At 62.8% G+C, this 18,467-nt stretch carries 11 protein-coding genes; 5 read left to right on the top strand and 6 right to left on the bottom strand.

Annotated elements, in window-relative coordinates; translation table 11 throughout:
• Window positions 1-28: 28 nt before the first annotated feature.
• Window positions 29-652, bottom strand: coding sequence for an acetyltransferase (locus BM075_RS14290; protein ID WP_093361371.1), 624 nt, complete (start codon window positions 650-652; stop codon window positions 29-31).
• Window positions 653-1,085: 433 nt separating this feature from the next.
• On the opposite strand from BM075_RS14290, the gene BM075_RS14285 reads away from it, so the two are divergent.
• Window positions 1,086-1,883: a LuxR C-terminal-related transcriptional regulator gene (locus tag BM075_RS14285; RefSeq protein ID WP_093361370.1), complete on the top strand. Its 798-nt coding sequence runs from the start codon at window positions 1,086-1,088 to the stop codon at window positions 1,881-1,883.
• On the opposite strand, the gene BM075_RS14280 is transcribed toward BM075_RS14285, so the two are convergent.
• The 5 genes from BM075_RS14280 to BM075_RS14260 all read right to left on the bottom strand — a co-directional run bounded on the left by BM075_RS14280 (window position 1,828) and on the right by BM075_RS14260 (window position 8,578).
• Window positions 1,828-3,276: an oligosaccharide flippase family protein gene (locus BM075_RS14280; protein ID WP_093361369.1), complete on the bottom strand. Its 1,449-nt coding sequence runs from the start codon at window positions 3,274-3,276 to the stop codon at window positions 1,828-1,830. The genes BM075_RS14285 and BM075_RS14280 overlap by 56 nt on opposite strands.
• 44 nt (window positions 3,277-3,320) lie before the next feature.
• Window positions 3,321-4,520, bottom strand: coding sequence for a glycosyltransferase (locus BM075_RS14275; protein ID WP_093361368.1), 1,200 nt, complete (start codon window positions 4,518-4,520; stop codon window positions 3,321-3,323).
• On the bottom strand, window positions 4,517-5,566 hold the full coding sequence (locus BM075_RS14270; protein ID WP_093361367.1) for a UDP-glucuronic acid decarboxylase family protein: 1,050 nt from the start codon (window positions 5,564-5,566) through the stop codon (window positions 4,517-4,519). The genes BM075_RS14275 and BM075_RS14270 overlap by 4 nt, the downstream gene beginning before the upstream one ends.
• 78 nt (window positions 5,567-5,644) lie before the next feature.
• A complete protein-coding gene (locus BM075_RS14265; protein WP_093361366.1) occupies window positions 5,645-7,033 on the bottom strand; it encodes a sugar transferase in 1,389 nt (462 codons plus the stop codon).
• A 327-nt stretch (window positions 7,034-7,360) separates the two neighbouring features.
• Window positions 7,361-8,578 (bottom strand): O-antigen ligase family protein, encoded by a 1,218-nt coding sequence (locus tag BM075_RS14260; protein ID WP_093361365.1) that lies wholly within the window; start codon window positions 8,576-8,578, stop codon window positions 7,361-7,363.
• Between the two features lie 317 nt (window positions 8,579-8,895).
• On the opposite strand from BM075_RS14260, the gene BM075_RS14255 reads away from it, so the two are divergent.
• From BM075_RS14255 to BM075_RS14240, 4 genes are all read left to right on the top strand, one after another.
• Window positions 8,896-10,143 carry a polysaccharide biosynthesis/export family protein gene (locus BM075_RS14255; RefSeq protein WP_093361364.1) on the top strand — a complete coding sequence of 416 codons (1,248 nt, stop codon included), beginning with the start codon at window positions 8,896-8,898 and terminating at the stop codon, window positions 10,141-10,143.
• Window positions 10,144-10,304: 161 nt separating this feature from the next.
• Window positions 10,305-11,420, top strand: a complete 1,116-nt coding sequence (locus BM075_RS14250) for a glycosyltransferase family 4 protein (protein WP_093361363.1) — start codon at window positions 10,305-10,307, stop codon at window positions 11,418-11,420.
• Window positions 11,417-13,609, top strand: coding sequence for a GumC family protein (locus BM075_RS14245; protein WP_093361362.1), 2,193 nt, complete (start codon window positions 11,417-11,419; stop codon window positions 13,607-13,609). Before BM075_RS14250 ends, BM075_RS14245 begins: the two co-directional genes overlap by 4 nt.
• Before the next feature lie 393 nt (window positions 13,610-14,002).
• On the top strand, window positions 14,003-18,421 hold the full coding sequence (locus tag BM075_RS14240; RefSeq protein ID WP_093361361.1) for a DUF4082 domain-containing protein: 4,419 nt from the start codon (window positions 14,003-14,005) through the stop codon (window positions 18,419-18,421).
• The last annotated feature ends 46 nt before the right edge of the window (window positions 18,422-18,467 follow it).

Here is an 18,467-nt window from a genome sequence, read left to right as displayed (position 1 = left end):
GTGGCGCTCAACGCGATCCGTTGCGATCTCAGACGGGGCGCGCGGGGACGCCGGCAACGACGCTCCCCGGCGCCACGTCGCGAGTGACGACCGCGCCCATCCCCACCAGAGATCCACCCCCGACGGTAATCCCGGGGCGGATCCGGCTGCCACTACCGATATAACAGCGCTCTCCGACCTGCACGCCGCCGGCGAGGATGCAGCCAGATCCGACCAGGCTGCAGGCGCCTATCGTGACGTCGTGGTGAACGACCGTCTGCGGCAGGATCAGGACATGCTCCCCAATCACGGCGTTGGATGTCACGACGGCGCCGGCGTAGATGCCCACGCCGTGCCCCAGGGTGGCGAACCGGCTAACCGCCGCGCTTGGATGGACGACGGTCGCGAACCGCGACGCTGGCAGACCCAGTCGAGCTACGATTTCATGCCTGATGCGGAAGGTGCGTTCGGACCCGATCAGGAACAGGAACCGCGCGTCCGGAAAAGCCGTAGCTTCCGCCATGGGACGGATCGGTACGCCCTCGAACGCCGTGCCTTGAAGAGCCGGATTATCATCCAGTATCGCGGTGATCCGGTAGGAGGCCTCGAGCGCTTCCCAGATCTCCAGCAGGTTTCCACACATGCCGACGGCGACGAGGTCGGGATTGGCCATAACGTCAAATCACCTCCGAAAGGGGTAGTGGGGGGCAGGGCCGAGGTGGTCGCCTACGCCGAAAGGTTGAAAAATAATCCTTTTGTCCAGGGGATCTTACGTTCTTCGCGTCCCACTTTACCTGCCGATAAATCTAAGCACCCTCGTTCGATATATGTTAACCTTTGTTAAGGACGAATCGTAGCGCACAGGGCCTACCCCCGATTGAAAAGACGAATAATGCGTCTGGTAGGGTAGAGGTGTGTGCGAAGCGTCAGGGACATGCGGTGGAGGGAAGATAGACCGATCGGGCACGATCAATGTCATTGATTTAGGCCTTTAGGCGAGTGCCAGACGATCCGGTGGTAGATTTTTCAGTGGGGGTGTACTATGAAGTTTAGTGTTGGGTGGGGCTTTTTTAGTTTGTCAAAAGTAATGAGTGAAGGGGTTAGCAATGTCCATCGATAGAGGTGTTCCGAAGCCTACAGACAGCGGAACGATCTGCATCATTTCCACAGCGTCATTCGAGAGGGATTGCCTCGCGCAGTCGTTACGCCACGCGTTTCCGGCGTACGAGATTTTCAGCCTCGAATCCGAAGCGGACTGGAGTGCAGACACCTGTGCGGAGGCCGAGAAATCGGTTGTGCTCTACAGCATTGGCGCAGGCCATCTGTCCGACGAGGAAACGAAAGCCAAGCTGAAGGCATTCATCGCGAGGGTCTCGGGGCGTCGGGTCATCGTGCTGGCGCAGAGCGAGGACATGTCTGCCTGGTTTGACGCGATCGAGTGCGGCGCGGTGGGGTACATCTCACCAAGTGTCGGGTTGGAGGATCTGGTCGAGATGATCCGGATATCTTCCGCGCGCAACATCCTGATGCCACGCAAGAGTGTCATGCTGTTGCGGCAGGTGATGCCGACTTCGCAGCCGGAACCCGGCTCGGAGCTGGCGCGATGGTTTACGGACCGACAGCTCGACGTTGCCGAGGCCCTGCAGCGTGGCGCGGCCAACAAGATCATCGCGTATGAGCTCGATCTTTGCGAAAGCACGGTGAAGGTTCACATCCGCAACATCATGCGGAAGCTCAAGGCCAGCAACCGGACGGAGGCTGCCTTCAAGCTGAGCCAGATCGCCAGCGGCACCCTGAAACCGGAGGGCGCGCAAGCCGGCGGTTCAGACCAGCGGAGCCAGGCGACGGTTAAGCGACGTTCGAGCCTAAGCGGAACCGGCGAAGGGTCTCGACCAACCGCGTGATCTCAGCCGACAGCGGGTGAGACACGACCATCAGCCCGATGACCCAGCAGGCCGCCGCGCCAATTACGGCGGCGGCCAGCAGGGGAACGGACAAGGCCGGTCCATGCATCGCAACCAAAGCCGCCGGGAAGGCAGCGGTGCACAGGGCGACCGCGCCGCTGCGGACAGCGATCATGCCGAAATCGCTCCAGTTGAAAGCTGCATGTCGGCGCACGGCGACGAGCATTGCACCCACCTGAACCGTATTTGCGACAAGCATGCCCCAGGCAACAGCGGTCAGGCTGAACTGCGCACATACCAGAACGATCAGGGTGGCGATGGGAAAGGTCACGAGCGTGACGATCGCCATGAGTTTTATCCGGCCCAGGGTAACGAGCAGCGGAAAGGCGAGATAGCTCGGAACCAGCGGCAGCATCGCAATTGCAAGGATACGGACGAGCGGGACGACCTCCATCCACTGCTGGCCCATCAGCAACCGGACGATCGGATCGGCCAGCAGGGCGAGCGCCAACAGCGCCGGCCATTGGAGGCCGGAAATCATCGATAGGCCCAGCAGATAGGGCGGCGACAAGCTCTCGTGGTTGCGTGCCTTGGCGGCAAAGGCGGGCAAGACAACCGGCTGCACGGCGTTGAGCAGAAGGCGGTCGGGAAGTTGATTAAGCGACACAGCCCGCGTGAACAGACCCACGGCGTTAAATCCCAGAATCCGGCCTAGCAACAGACGCGGCATCGCCTCGTAGAGCATGTGGAGCAAGGTGACCGCGCTCGTCCACGCGCCAAACGGAACGACGCGCCGCCAGTGTTTCAGGGACGGCTTGAAGATCCACCACTCCGGCCGGTAGAGCGCAGCGCCGGCCGCATTGATAAAGGCCGCCGACAAGGCGCCCCAGGCAAAGCTGACAGGCCCATGGCCCGTGAATGCAAGTGACATGGTGATGACGGCGTTGGCAGCCATGGCCGCGATATTGATGCGCGCAACGGCGCCGAAGTTCATATCGCGCCGCAACAGCGCAAGGAGCGGGTTGCTGATCGGGGCTGCCAGGAACGCCAGGGACGCGAGCCTGATAAGCCCACCGAGTTCGGGGTCGCCATATATGGCCGCGAACAGGCCGGCGCTGAGGAACGTCAGCAGACCCAGCCCGAGCGACAGAAGCCCGATGATCGTCACCGCACTGCGAACCAGTTCGGGCTCGAGTTTCGGCTCCTGGATCAGGAACGACGCCACCCCGAAGTCGCGAAAGGCTTCGATCATGATCACGAGGCTGCTGGAGATCATGAACAGGCCAACCTCGGCCGGAGTCATCAGGCGCGAGACGACGGCCATGGTCGCCAGCTGCAGCACCAATGCAGTGGTTTTGTCGGCGAAGGCGAAAGCGAAGGACCGGCGAACCATGTTCAGAACCTTAAATGTATCAATCGAAATATCACACTATCGGCTCAGGTCTGAGCCGTGACATCGCGCGACGGAACCCTGAAACGCCGTTCACGCATGTAGTAGAAGCCGGTTCGCAGGGCATCGGCCGCTGTATTGTTCAGGCTCCGCCGGGATTGGGCGACCGTGTTCCGACAATATCCTGCGAGGGTCGCCGCGACCGCATCGAGACCGTGGTTGCCCGTAACGAAGTCGCGGCCGAATGCGCCGAGCTCCGTGCGCGGGCCAGACGATGTGGCAAGGCCCCGGATCGCCTGGGAAAGCGCAACGTTTCTCGGGTCGCCATCACCAATGCCGAACATGCCGGTTTCGATGAAGTCCGGCGCCGCCTCCGGTGTGAACGTTCGCGCGAAGCCTTTCTCGCCGACCACGATCAACGGCTTGGAAAACGCCATGCCACGCAGCGCCGACCCGCCCATGCCGATCACGACGTCGGCGGCGTCGTAGGCCGCTCGCGGGTCCGACATGGCGCCGTATAGCGTCACCGCCTCCCGGCCGAGCGACCGGTTCGCGGCATCCGCCATTGCCTGCAATCGCGGTCCTGCTTCGCCGTTCCCAACCAAGACCAAGCGAAGCGGCAGCGACGCGCCGAGTTCCCCGACAACGGCAATCGCGCGCTCCAGGCATTCGGATTTCATGTGATTTGCCAGCCTAGAGACGGATACGAGCAGAATGTCCTCGTCACGCACGGCGAGCGCGGTGCGGAATGCCTTACCATCCACGATGCCCGCTGCGTTGAAATCCACATCGACCGGCGGCAGGAGGAGGTGCGTGTTCTTCCAGCCTGCCGCGTCGGCCTTGCGAACGAGGCCCGCGAAACCGAACGTCGTCGGAATGCGGCGAGGCATCGACCGGGTGAGATCCATCATCATGTCGGTGATCAGGAGCGGCGTGCCACGCATCAAGTGTACACCGTAATAGGCCTCGAGCCCCTGCCACCAGTCCCAGGCATGGATCAGGTCCGGGCGCTCCTGCGAGACGACGCTGCGGAGCGCCGCGATCCGGGCAGGCGATGGATGCAGCCGGGCATCCGGCGCGGGTATGTAGCGAAGCGCCTTCGATTTCAGGATCGACAGGGCAGGACCCTCGGTCGCGTGCACGACGACGTCGAAGCCGTGCATGTCGCGGAGGCGTGTAGAAAGCTCTATTGCATTGATCTGCGTACCACCGAGTTCCAGGTGATGCGCGAAGACCAAAAGCTTCATTGACGGGCCCCGTTCGGCCCGCGGGACACAATGCTCGCCGGGGCCGGCGCCATGCGCGAACTGGCGGCCGCAATATAGGAGCTGGATTCCCGGCTGTCTTGCAGCTCCAACATGGAGGCGAAGTAGGGGATCGTCCGCGTCAGTCCCTCCCGCAAGTTGATCGTGGGCTCCCAACCCAGAACCTCCCGCGCCCTGGTAATGTCGGGTTGGCGTTGCTGCGGGTCGTCTTTCGGCAGTGGCAGGGTCACGATCTTGGAGCGCGAGCCGGTCAGGTCGATCACCTGCTCGGCGAGTTCGCGGATCGTGAATTCGCCAGGGTTGCCGAGGTTGACCGGAAGCTCGATCCCGTCCGGGGCATCCATCAATACGCGGAACCCACGGATCAGATCCTCCACGAAGCAGAAGGACCTGGTCTGGTTGCCCGCGCCGTAGATCGTGATCGGTTCGTTCTTTAGCGCCTGAACGATGAAGTTCGAGACCACGCGCCCGTCATTCAGGCTCATCCTCGGCCCGTAGGTGTTGAAGATCCGGGCCATCCGGATGTTTACCCCGCATTGACGGTGATAGTCGAAGAACAGCGTCTCGGCGCAGCGCTTGCCCTCGTCGTAGCAGGCGCGCGGACCGATCGAATTGACGTTGCCCCAGTAGCCCTCCGGTTGCGGGTGCACGCTGGGGTCGCCATAGACCTCCGAGGTGGAGGCCTGAAAGATCTTCGACTTCGTGCGTTTGGCCAGCCCGAGCATGTTAATCGCACCCATGACGCTGGTCTTCACCGTCTGCACTGGGTCGATCTGGTAATGGATGGGCGAGGCAGGGCAGGCGAGGTTGAAGATCTCGTCCACTTCGACGTAGAGCGGGACCGTCACGTCATGCCGCATGATTTCGAAGTGGGGGTTGCCCTGCAGGTGCATGACGTTCCTGCGCGACCCCGTCTGGAAGTTGTCGACGCAGATCACCTCGTGGCCGTCCGCCAACAGGCTTTCGCACAGGAATGAACCTAGGAAGCCGGAGCCTCCGGTAACCAGGATCCTCTTGGATTTCCGCATTCGAAATGCCCTTTCCAGAAGTCTGACCGACACATGAAACAGCGCGCCAGGCAGCGATAAAAAATGTACTCGCGAAGCTCAGTAGGCTCCGTTCCGTCCGAAAACCGCTCCCACGGTGCGATAGAGAATGGACACGTCGAGCCAGAATGACCGGTTGTTCAGGTAATATCCGTCAAGTTGCTCCTGCAGGGCGACATCGGCCTGGCTGCGGTCCGAGATTTGCCAGATGCCGGTCAGTCCAGGAACCACGGATGCCCGGCGTGCGCGAAATTCGGGGCACATCGCCGCCAGGTGGTATTCGGGGAACGGCCGCGGGCCGACCAGGCTCATGTCGCCAAGAATGACGTTGAAGACCTGCGGCAGCTCGTCGAGGCTGAATTCGCGCAGGAGCGTGCCGACGACGGGCAGGATGCGCGGATCGTTCCGAAGCTTGAAGTGGGTATTCCATTCGGCCCGCGCCTCCGGATCCCGCTCCAGCAACTCCGCCAGCAATCTGTCGGCGTCGCGGTACATCGTGCGGAGCTTCAGGATACGGATCTTTCGCCCGCCAAGGCCCTCGCGGACCTGCGTGTAGAATATCGGTCCGGGATCGGTGAGGCGGATGGCAATCGCCGCGAGCACAAGGATCGGCAGCGCCGCGATGACGATCGGAACCGTCAGGACGAGGTCAAAGATCCGCTTCAGGATGGTCCCGCCCGTGGATGCCCCCTGTCGAGACAGCCGCAGGCCGATCTCGCCGCCGTGGTGGGAATTGTGGAACCCCGACAGGCTGACCTTCGGCAGGTCCGAGACCAGGATCACATCCGCATAGGTATTCTTGAGCCGCGCCAGTGCGGTCGGATCGGTCGCGGCGTCGCCGGCCCAGAGCAGCACGGAGGCCTTCTGGTGCAGCGGAACGGGTCGCAGTCCAAGGCGGCGGTCGCTCGTGAGATGGTGTTGGAGGGCGTCCACGCGCTGGGCGTCGCCCCGCAGGTGCACTTTCTGTCCCCATAGTCCGGCCCACGTCAGAGCCAGCCGGGTGCCGCTCGCAAAGACGATCTGCAGGATACCCGCGACCACAAACGTCAGCGCGATAGCGGTGAGCGCGGGCGAGTTGGCGTCGACGAATAGCATGGCCGCGATTGCGGCAATCGACACGGCACCGCACCAGGCCCGCGCCCCACGCTTGAGCGCTGCATCGTGATGAAGGCCGTAGCCGGGGTACATCCCCTGGAACGCTTTGAGGCCGATCTGGATTGCGGCTGCCAGTATCAGGGCGGGCTGGACTGCGTGGTTTTCGGCCAGATCCGGCGCGACCAGTCCCAGCCCCTTCACAGCGGCGAAGATCGCCACGACATCAGCAATGCCAAGGGAGAGGCCGGCCGAGATCAGATATCGGCCGACGCGCCTGCCGGACGCATCGGTTGCTTCGGTAAAGCCGGTCAGATCGTGGCCTGGGGGGATGAAGTTCGTAATATGGGTTGTCATAAATCGTACTTACTTAAAGGCGTGTTCGACGAAACGCGAAGCCGGCACCGGTCTGCGGGATGAACATTGAAATCCGTCTGTAGCGGCGCTCCGACCATGCTCACCCTCGAAACTCGATCAACATATTCCCACGAGATTAATTCAGCTTGGGATGCATCAGAAGTTCACCAAAAGAAGGCGGGGACCGCCTCGGACTTAACCACTTGCGCCTTGCAATTAACCTTTTGGGAAGTTTTCGGCGCTTGCACGGTCTTTCTTCGCAGCAGGCACGCGAGGCGCGGACCTATAATACTACCTGCAACCTGAGGGAGATCGTTGGACATGGCGTCAGGCCGCGGCAATGGCGACGCGCCGGTGACGCGGCAGGCCAGCGGTCAGTTCTGCATAGCGGAAGGCGATGGTCATGACGGCGGTCGGGAAAAGTACGTCGTCTTGATCCAGCATGATGGTTTCGGAAAGGCCGGACAACATCGACGTGCCGATGATGAGCAGGCACCATAGCCAGCCCTCGTTCGGCTCTGTCGTCAGCAGAACGGTGCCCTTCCGGATGGCCTGTATCAGGACGATGCAGAACAGCGTCGCGCCCACCAATCCGAAGTTCAGCATCAGGTCACGGTAACTGCTGTGCGCACCCGGCGCGTCCCATCCGATGGCATCCCAGATTTGCGCGACGGCGGGGTTGGACTCCGTCCAGAACGCCGCGTAACCGTAGCCGAAAAGCAGCTTGTCACCGATCCAAGGATCGACTGCTGCCCAGAGTTCGGTGCGCCCGGTCAGCGTCGGGTCCCGGCCAAGAGTCTCGAGCAATACCTGCAGGTTGAACGTAAGAACCATCACGACGATCGCAATCACCTGGAAGAGGACCAATTGGGTCACGAGACGCGAGGCGCCGTCCCGGCGCGCGACGGTCTGGAGGGCAAATCCGGAAATGATCGCGAAGATGCCTCCGAGCAAACTGGTGGCAGATTGCGAAAGCACGATTCCGGTGAAGCCCGTCGCGAAAAGCGTCCATCCCAGCTTTCTGACGACCGGCGACGGGTCCCGTAGCATCGCCACCGCAAAGACGGCGGTGTAGCAGGCGATCCAGCCAAAGACATTCTTGTGCGTGAAGATCCCCCGCAACTCGGATTCGCCCGGCGCGAAGGCCATCGCCGGTGCCGTCAGTGCCAGGAGCAGGCTGAGGATCGTGCAGAGACCGAATGTTCCGCCAAACAGCATGACTTGCTGCCGTGGGGTGAAGCGGGCGGTGATGAGCATCGCCAGTAGTGTCGCCATCAATAGGGAGACGGACCGCCGCAATGTGACCGACCCGTTGACCGACCAAAGGGTCGACACAGCCGACAGCACTATAAGCATGATGAACGGCAGGTTGCGCACCGCGACGAGCGCGAGTTGGCGCACGTGCGGTGCCAGAAAAATCAATGTCAGCAGGTAGATAGGGATTTTTAGCAGGCGCATTTTTGCCCGCTCCATGTCGTCCAGAATCTCGTCTGGATACATCATCAACAGTTGGAACACCGCTCCGCTGTTGATGAACAGGCACACCGAGACTGCCACCCATTCCAGGCGGCGCCAGAGACCTGTCTTATAGGTAATGGACGAATTCCAAACCGAATGACTCAAAGCATTGCTCGCGCACGAAATAACGACACGGAGTGTCGGTCCGCCCTGAGGCGGCGAAAACTCGTTTTATTGGCTGCGGCTTTCAACCATTCGGCACCTAGATGCGCTTGAACCGACCAAAAGACGTAGGTTCGCCGGAGCCATTCAACCATTGGCCAGTTTCCGATTTTGCGGCCCGATTCCTAAGATCGCTTAGCGAATTGCCTATGACGTGACGATTTTTTTTGAGTGGAAATCTGATGATTGCCTTGACGCGCCAGTCCATTTCGCAGCAACGCACCCATGCCCGGTTGGCGGCCGGTCTTGCAGTGCTGTGTGCCGCACTGACCTTTGCGGCCGCTCCGCTCTGGGCGGGCACCGCAGTCGCAAGGGGCGACGCGCTGCGCGTCGAGGTGCTGAATGCGCCCGACCTGTCCCGGGATGCGCGCGTGGACGCGGACGGGCGTGTCATGTTGCCGATGCTAGGCGGTCTGGACGTGGCCGGCAAGGACGTCGACCAGATCCGTGATTTGATCACCCGCGAATTGCGCGACCGGGACATCATGCCGTTCGCGACCGTTCTGGTGGAAATTGCCGCGTACCGTCCGGTCTACGTCAACGGAGACGTGTCCGAACCGCGTGCCATCGAGTTCAGTCCCGGGATGACGGTTCGGCAGGCGGTCGTCGTCGCGGGAGGGCTGGGATCGCCGTTCGAGGAGGATCGTATTCCCCCCGGCGAACTGATCGGCGCGATCGCCGAACTGCGCACCTCCGCCTATGCACTCATGCAGACGCGCGCCCGCATCGCCCGACTGGAGGCGGAACTGGCCGACGCGGAAAGCATCAGTGACGACATCCCCGGAGTCTCCGAGGTCGCGCGTGATGACCGTGCCAAGATCGTGGAGCGTGAACGGTCGCTGATGGAGCAACGCGCGCAGAGGGAGACCGGAGCCAGCGCACACCGGGAGGCCGTGCTGGACTTGCTCGAACTCGAACTCAACCTGCTCGACGACCAGGGTAAGCTTCAGGATGAGGAGATCCAGCTCCAGGCCGACGAGGTCGCGAACGCCCGGTCCCTGGTCGAGCGCGGGCTTATGCCGCGACAGCAACTGCAGGAACTGTTGCGGGAGAAATCGCAACTTAGCCGCGATGTCCTGTCGACTGACGCCTATGCCGCCCGCGCGCGGCAGGCAAAGCAGACGGCGCAGTTCGAGCGGTTGGACGAGCGTGCGCAGTTGAAGATCGAGTTGCAAGCACAGTTGCAGCAAGAGGAACTGGAACGTGTCCGGCAGGAGGCCGCGCTGGAGGGCCAGCGGGCACGGCTATTGGCGGCCGGCGTCCAGATTGCCGGCAACGGCTCCAAGGCCGAGTTGACGGCGGACGTGACGATCCACCGGACGGTCGGCGGCAAGGTTCAGAAGGTCGACGCCACGTTCGACAGCGCTGTCGAACCGGGGGACGTTCTCGACATCAAGGTCCTCGACGAGTCGGCTCTCATCGGGGGGTAGCCGGTGAGCCGTAATGAGCCGGTCGGGGCGTATGCGCAGCACAGTCGCCAGCGTAGCTGGCGGGTAGGTCAAATTGATGAACCGCGGATCGAAAGACGCGAATTGCGACAAAGCCGATATTTGAGACAAGGTAGTAGAGATTGTCGATTTCAGGATTTCCCATGAGTGTCTTTCATTCGGAGGCGAATGTGGTCCGACATTACCTCCCCGGAGGCACCGAACACGGTGGTGGTATCGGGCGGCTTGTGAGGTATATCCAGACCGCGCCGGACCTTTCGCTGCGCCACGAAGTCGTCGATACGCGTGGTCCCCGGTGGAGTGCGCTGGCCTCGCCGTTGATGTTGGCCCGTGCCTTGGGTGCACTGGTCAGCGGCCGGGTGATGGACCCCGGAGCGGTGCATCATCTCCACGTCGCCGGACGGGGGAGCACGGCGCGCAAGGTCGTGCTGGGGCTTGCCGCACAGGCGATCGGTGCCCGATATGTGCTTCACCTGCACGACTATGACTACGCGACAGATTTCGAGCGCCGCCCCGACTGGCAGCGCGGCCTGATACGGAATCTGTTCGGGGGCGCGCAGCATGTGATCGTTCTTGGCGAACGTGACCGTGCCACCGTGGAGACGCTCCTCGGCGTGCCGCGGGATCGCGTTTCGGTGCTGCGCAACTGCGTCACGGATCCGGGGAGGAAGGCGCCGACTGAACCCGGCGACACAGTCAGGATTCTGTTCCTCGGGACACTCGGCGAGCGCAAGGGGGTTCCCGAGCTGCTGGCAGCGTTCTCCGACGCAGCGATGCCGCAAGCGGGATGGAGCGCCACGCTCGCAGGCGACGGCGACGTGGAGAAATATACGGCGGAGGTGCAATCCCGCGGCCTTGGCGACCGGGTGTCCTTGCCAGGCTGGCTCGACAGCGACACGACGCACGCCCTGTGCGCCTCGGCCGACATCCTGGTGCTGCCCTCCCACGGAGAAGGCTTTGCGATGGCCATATTGGAGGGGCTGGCGCATGGCCTCGCCGTGGTTGCCACGCGGGTGGGAGCGCATGACGAGTTGCTGGAGCACGAACGGACCTGCCTCTTCGTGCCCGTGGGCGACGTGCCCGCCCTTGCGGCAGCCCTGTCCGAACTTATCGAGGATGCGCACCTTCGGGACCGCCTAGCTGAGGAGGGGCGGCGTCTGTTCCTCTCCGAATTCAGCATGGACGGATATGTTCGGCGGCTGGAAGCTTTGCTCACGTCTCTCTCCGGGCAACGCTTGGAGGAGGTGCGGTCGGCATGACGTCGCCTTTCAACGTCGGAACCCCGAACAAGTTCATCTCCCTGTCCTCCGCGGCGCCGGAGCCGCTGCGGGGGCACGACGGCGACCTGAAGTTCCTGTCGATCTTCGCCCTGTTTCGACGCCGCTGGAAACTGGTGTTCACGGTCGCTTTCATTACCATCCTCATCGCGCTGCCGCTGATCCTCGGCAAGGAGGTCACGTACTCCGGCCAGGCCCGCGTGCTGTATATCCAGTCGAAGACCTTCGACCTCGCGCAGCCTCGGCAAGACATCATTTCCGACAAGGAAGAGTTGGAGGTCGAAACGCAGATCCAGCGCCTGTGGTCGCGCGACATGGCGCTGGCGGTGATCGAACGTTTCAACCTCGACGAGAGGGAAGAGTTCAATCCCGCACCGGAGGAGGCGGGCCCCCTCGGGGCCTTGGAAGACGCGGTTCGGGGGTTCCTGTTGTCCCAGTTTTCGTCCGATGAACTGGAGGAAGAGGACGCGGCCGCGGACGACACAAACACCATTCTGCTGAATTACTATGGCGCTCTGTCGATCTCGCGGCAGGAGGACATAGACGTGGTGACGATCAGCTTCCGATCCGAGGATCCCGAGCTGGCAGCCGCCATCCCGAACGCGATCGCCGAGATAGACCAGACGCGCAGCGATGAACGCTGGCAGGCGGAGGTGAAGGGGGCGACGGAATGGTTGGACTCTCAGATTGCTGCCGCCAAGGACCAGCTTGAAAGTACGCGCGCCCTGCTGGCGGAGATGCGATACCGGTCGCAGCTTACCCTGGAAAATGCCACGATCGATAACCGCGACCGCATCCGCGCGATCCAGGAGGAACTGGACCAGATTGCGCGCGAACGGTTCGATCTGCGCGAGCCGTTGAATGCGATTTCGGCGACAAATGGATCGCCGGAGACGATGGTTCTGGCCGATGAGCCGCCGACGGTCTCCAACCTGCGCAAGGACCTGCAGAAGAAGCAGCAGGAACTCGATGGACTGCTGTCTACCTTCGGCGAGAGATACGACGGGATCGCCTCCCGCCGGGCCAGTATCGAGGCGCTGCGGTCGGAGCTTTCTGGCGAACTCGCTCGGTATGGCAAATCGCTTGAGGCGCGCGACGCAGACCTCGACGCACGCGCACGCGATCTGGAGCGGGAGTTCTCGGAGCTGCGCACGATGCTTGAAACGCAGCGCCTCGCCGTCCCGGACCTCGGCTTGCTGATCAAGACCTCCGTCGATCAGGCAGAGGCGGTGTCGAAGCTGGAGCTTCACAGGGAAACACTGGTCGCACAAAGCCATATCTCGCCCATGCGGATCGACATCTTGTCGCCCGCAACCGTCCCGATGGCACCGTCCGGCAAGAGCAGGAAGTCGCTGCTACTCGGGGCTGCTTTTGCGGGGCTGTTGCTTGGGCTGACCGCTGCCGCGATCCGCGAGATGCGCGACCATACCGTGCGCTCGCATGAAGAGTTGTCGTATCTCGATCAGTTTGTCCCGGTTGGCTTCCTGCCGAAACTGCGCCGGCAGGAGAAGAAGAACCTGCCGGAGACTATCCGATCCCGTGCACGAAGCCCGGTTACGGAATGGCTGAGCGACACTGTCTTCATGATCGAGTGCGCCGACGATGGCACTTTTCCGTCGAGCCTTCTGGTCGTCGGCACCGAAGAGGCTGGCAATCGAGTGTCGGAATGGCTGGCAATGGAGCTCATCGCGACGGGCCGCCAGGTGCTGCTCGTGGATGTCGTTGCAGGACACCATGGGCATGGCGCAGGCCGTCAGGCGAACGCGGATGGCGGTCAGCTCTCGCGCCAGATCCTGCATAACCCGGAAACCGGACTGGCGCGGCTGGTGCTCGACGAAAACTTCTTCCGCGATGCACAGACCCGCCAATCCTTCGATGACCTGCTCTTCCACGCCCATGCCGAGGGATACGTGACCCTTGTAGACGGACCGTCCCTCCACGACGGGGTGGCGATTCGGATTGCACAGCACGTTGCCCGAACGCTGCTCGTGATGCGGTGGGGGCGCACACAACGCCCGGAGGCGGAACTGCTGGCCGGCCTCCTGGGGAAGGCGCGGATAAAGAAGGTATTTTCGCTGATAACGGACGTGAATTTCCGTCGCCACCGCCTCTACGGATTTACCGACAGGATCAGTCTGGCGGCTCGCGGGAGACAAAAGGTGGTAAGATGATCGTGGGAGCGGGACAGTGGGAGGGGGGTCTTGCGATGGATCGGCAGGGTGCTGCGTTTGAAGGCCTGCAGTCGGCGGGCATTCTAGATGCGGCACCGCCGTTCGCTCGGGTGGCGACGATACGAGGTCCCGATCCAAGATTTTCGAATGCCGCGCTGCGGACAAAGGGTTCGTCCTGGACGGGTGCGAAGAACGACCTCGGTGAGCTTGGCGTTGCCGGATCGCGTCCCGGGTTCGACTGGCCGGCAATTTTGCCCCTGACCTCGGTGCCGAGGTGACTGTGGCGCGCGCCATGACGGCGTGCGCCCAATAAGAAACCGGCCCGGGCAACGTGCCCGAACCAACGCGGCAACGTCCGCAGACCTGATTTGAGACGTCTTGGAGGCGACGATTATGGCAGACAACGCAATTACACTCGAGAACGCCCGTACAGATGGGGTGACGGCAAAATCCTATTGGGATGTGCCGCACTCGACGCAAATCGAAGGCTTCACGACCGATTTCAGCGTGAACGCCGGTGACCAGATCGATTTCAAGATCAACGTGAATGGCGGCGCGGGCAGCGACTACCTCGTCGAAGTCTTTCGCCTCGGCTACTACGGAGGTGCCGGCGCACGCAAAGTTGCCGAATGGGTCAATTCCGATGCCACGGTGCAACCCGATGCGGCGTATGACGCGGAGCGAGCATTGGTCGATGCCGGCAACTGGTCCGTTACGGACAGTTGGCTGACCCCGACGGACGCTGTTTCTGGCGTGTACCTCGCGCGAGTCCAGCGGCTCGACAACAATGGCGATCCCATCGACGGCGCCGCGAACCAGATTCCCTTCATTTTGCGGGAGGACGATCGTCCGGCCGACGTCGTCCTCCAGACGTCGGATACCACGTGGCATGCGTATAACGGCTGGTTCGGGAATAATGGCCAGATCGGTGCCAACTTCTACGGGGACGCCAGCGGCGAGATCGAGACTCCTCGCGCCTATGCCGTCAGCTATAACCGCCCGTTCATCACCCGCGGAATCGAAGGCTCGCAGGGTGGTCCGGCAGCGGGAGCTCAGGACTACCTGTTCGGGGCGGACTATGCCGCCATCCAGTGGCTGGAGCAGAACGGCTACGACGTCTCCTACATTTCCGGTGTCGATACCGACCGTCTCGGCGCTGACTACCTGAAAAAGTACGACGCCTACATTTCCGTGGGCCACGACGAATACTGGTCGGGCGACCAACGCTCCAACGTCGAGGAGGCCCGGGACTCCGGGGTGAACCTGCTCTTTTGGAGCGGCAACGAGGTCTACTGGAAAACCCGCTACGAGACGAGCATCGTGGATGGCGTCGAGTACCGCACGCTGGTCTGCTACAAGGAGACATGGGCAAACCAGTCCGGCAACAACCCCGAAGATTACTACAATCTCGACCCGGCGAACGAATGGACGGGCACGTGGCGCGACGTGCGCTTCGTCGAGAACCCGCTTGCCGGCGGAGATAACGAGCCTGAGAACTCGCTCACCGGCCAGCTTTTCGGCCCCGACGGGACGGGCGAATTCGGCGGCGCACTGGACGTCCCGGAGGAGTATTCCGGGTTGCGCGTCTGGCGCGACACGAGCATCGCCAACGGTGGCGCGCTCGACATCGCGGAAGGCATCATCGGGTACGAATGGAACGTTGTCCTCGATGACGAATACACGCCGGACGGCTTGATCAAGCTGTCGGAGACGACCCTTCCCTGGTCGGGCATTCTCGTCGACGAGGGCAATACCGTCGCGCCCGGCGTGGAAACCCACAACCTCTCGCTTTATCGCGCGGAAAGCGGGGCGCTGGTCTTTGGCGCCGGCACGGTGTTCTGGTCCTGGGCGCTGAGCGACGTCCACGACGGCGAACCCTACATCGCGAACATCGAAAACACGGACCTGCAGCAGTTCGTTGTGAACCTGTTCGCGGATATGGGGATTCAACCCGCCGTCGCGGACGCTGTCCTCGCCTCGCAGGGGCTGGTGCGCGCCACGGCCTCCAACGATGGGGTCGCCGCGACGGCCACCATTGACGATCTGCCCGCCGACGTGTCCGCCCTCAGCACTGTGACGATCACCGGCACCGCCACCGACGACGATGGCAATGCCGCAACCGAGGACGGCGTTGTGGCGTTGGTCGAAGTCTCCTTCGACGGCGGCCAGACCTGGCGCACCGCCCAGGGCACGACGAACTGGAGCTATTCGTGGGTGCCCACCACGGAGGGCGATTTCGACATCCTCGTGCGGGCCATCGACGATAGTCTCAACATGCCGAACCTGACGGGGCTGGACTCCGAATTGGTCACCGTCACGGCACCGGTCATTCCGAGCTCTGTCAGCCTGTTCGAGCCCTTCACCGCATTCAACGGCGGTATGAACGCGGAAGGCACGTCCTATGAATTGGGCATGCGGTTCACGGCTAACCAGGCAGGGGAAGTTACCCAGCTGCGTTATTACCGGGCCGAAGGCGACTCCGGCGACACCGACGTCCGCGAAGGCCACCTTTGGGACTCCAACGGTCAACTCCTCGCGACCGTAACCTTCACCTCGACACCCGGTGAAACAGGCTGGCAACTGGCCACGCTCGACACCCCCATCTCCCTGCAGGTCGGCCAGGAATATACCGTCTCCTACCGTACAGACGACAACTACGTCAGCTCCCAGGGGTTCTTCTCAACGAGCTACACCGAACCCTATGGCATCCTGTCGGCGCCCGGCGGCATCAACGGTGTCTATGCCTTTGCGAGCGGTTCTGGGGCCGTCTACCCGCAGCAGACTTATAACACCGAAAACTACTGGGTGGACGTGACCTTCGCAGTGGGCGACGTTGTGAACGTTCCGCCAATCATCACCTCGCCCTCCAGCTTCTCAATGGTGGAGAACACCGCGGTCGCCGGTCAGGTGACGGCGACCGATTCCAATGGCAATCTGTTGACCTACGCCATTGCGGGCGGCGATGATGCCGGGCTTTTCGTGATCAATGCGTCGACCGGGGTTCTGAGCTTTGCATCGGCGCCGGACTACGAGGCGCCTGGGGATGCGAACGGCGACAATGCCTACGAGGTGACGGTCTCGGTCAGCGACGGGATCGACCCGGCGGTGACGCAGGCGCTCGTCGTGAACGTCACCGATCTGGACGAGAGCGGTGGTGCGACGGTGTCGCTTTTCGGTCCGTCAACCCAGCCCACCGGGACGGTCTTCAACGATTTCGTCACCTATGAGCTCGGCACGCGGTTCGAAGCGACCGTGAGCGGCGAGATCTCGGGCCTGCGCTACTACCGCGGCACCGGGGACTCCGGCGATACCGACACGCGCACCCTGAACCTGTGGAGCGATACCGGCACCCTGCTGGCGTCGGTCGCGGTGACCTCGCTTCCGGGGCAGTCCGGATGGCAGACCGGTGCGCTCACCTCGTCGGTTGGGCTGGTGGCCGGGCAAACCTACGTCGTCTCCTACGGCACGACGGGCAACTACGTGGCGGACGCCGGCTTCTTCTCGACGGCCCACGCCAGCGCCGACGGCTCCCTTATCGCGCCCGCCAGTGGCGGCGGCGAGGCGAACGGGGTCTTCGCGCAGGGCGGGGTGGGGATCTTCCCCACGGGCACGTGGAACGCCTCCAACTACTGGACGGACGTGGAGTTCACGCCCGGTGTGGTCACCAACGACGCCCCCGCCTTCACGCTGGCCTCCACCGACGTGACGGTGAACGAGAACCAGACCGGCGCGCTGACGCTGACGGCATCGGACCCGGACGGCGACACGCTGACCTACGCCATCGCGGGCGGGGTGGATGCGTCGGCCTTCGTCATCAACGCGACGACCGGCGTGCTGCGCTTTGCCTCCGCCCCGGACTTCGAGGCCCCGGCGGACGCGAACGGCAACAACGCCTACGAGGTGACGGTGTCGGTCAGCGACGGGGTCAACCCGGCGGTGACGCAGGCGCTCGTGGTGAACGTGGCGGACATCGACGAGACGATCCCGAACGACCCGCCGACTTTCACGCTGGCCTCCACCACCGTGACGGTGGACGAGAACCAGACCGGCGCGCTGACCCTCACGGCGTCCGACCCGGACGGCGATGCGCTGACCTACGCCATCGCCGGCGGGGCGGATGAGTTCCAGTTCGTCATAAATCCGAATACCGGCCTCCTGACGTTCGCCTCCGCACCGGACTACGAGGCGCCGGCCGATGCCAATGGCGACAACGCCTACGAACTGCTCGTCGCGGTCAGCGACGGGATCAATCCTGCAGTCGAACAGTCGCTGCTCATCAACGTCGCCGACGTAGACGAGGCCATCGCTGGCGGCTGGTCTCTCTTCGGGCCGACGGCAGTGCCGGATGCCATCGTCACCTATGATCCGACGGATTATGAGCTTGGGGTCGAGTTCACCTCGGCCGCCGCCGGTCAGGTCACTAGTCTGCGCTACTATCGCGGCGCGGCGGATGCGACGGACACCGACGTGCGCACGCTCAACCTCTGGGATGCGGCTGGCAACAAGCTGGCCTCCGTGGTGGTTCAGTCCGATCCCGGCGAGTCCGGTTGGCAGTCCGGCATCCTGTCCGCGCCGGTGGAGATCGCCGCCGACGAGATCTACGTCGTGTCCTACGGCACGACGCAGAACTACGCCTTCACCGGGAATTTCTTCGATACCGACTGGACCGGCCCCGACGGGAACCTGACCGCGCCGTCGAGCGGCGGCAACGGCGTCTTCAGCGCTGGTTCGACCGGCGATTTCCCGACGCAGTCCTACAATGCATCGAACTACTGGGTCGATCTGACGGTCGATCCGCTGGCAATCGTGTAGGGCGCACATTTCAGATTGTCCGGCCCCGAACCATCGGGGCCGGCAG

It is taken from the genome of Tropicimonas isoalkanivorans (assembly GCF_900112335.1).
In the GTDB taxonomy this organism is placed as follows: Bacteria; Pseudomonadota; Alphaproteobacteria; order Rhodobacterales; family Rhodobacteraceae; genus Tropicimonas; species Tropicimonas isoalkanivorans.
Note: the sequence above shows the minus strand (reverse complement) of the source record. Positions and strands in the feature narration are given on the sequence as shown.

Excerpts from the sequence above, each read along its gene's own strand:
- BM075_RS14290 (WP_093361371.1), bottom strand. The coding sequence starts at position 652 with ATGGCCAATCCCGACCTCGTCGCCGTCGGCATGTGTGGAAACCTGCTG.
- BM075_RS14285 (WP_093361370.1), top strand. The coding sequence starts at position 1,086 with ATGTCCATCGATAGAGGTGTTCCGAAGCCTACAGACAGCGGAACGATC.
- BM075_RS14280 (WP_093361369.1), bottom strand. The coding sequence starts at position 3,276 with ATGGTTCGCCGGTCCTTCGCTTTCGCCTTCGCCGACAAAACCACTGCA.
- BM075_RS14275 (WP_093361368.1), bottom strand. The coding sequence starts at position 4,520 with ATGAAGCTTTTGGTCTTCGCGCATCACCTGGAACTCGGTGGTACGCAG.
- BM075_RS14270 (WP_093361367.1), bottom strand. The coding sequence starts at position 5,566 with ATGCGGAAATCCAAGAGGATCCTGGTTACCGGAGGCTCCGGCTTCCTA.
- BM075_RS14265 (WP_093361366.1), bottom strand. The coding sequence starts at position 7,033 with ATGACAACCCATATTACGAACTTCATCCCCCCAGGCCACGATCTGACC.
- BM075_RS14255 (WP_093361364.1), top strand. The coding sequence starts at position 8,896 with ATGATTGCCTTGACGCGCCAGTCCATTTCGCAGCAACGCACCCATGCC.
- BM075_RS14250 (WP_093361363.1), top strand. The coding sequence starts at position 10,305 with ATGAGTGTCTTTCATTCGGAGGCGAATGTGGTCCGACATTACCTCCCC.
- BM075_RS14245 (WP_093361362.1), top strand. The coding sequence starts at position 11,417 with ATGACGTCGCCTTTCAACGTCGGAACCCCGAACAAGTTCATCTCCCTG.
- BM075_RS14240 (WP_093361361.1), top strand. The coding sequence starts at position 14,003 with ATGGCAGACAACGCAATTACACTCGAGAACGCCCGTACAGATGGGGTG.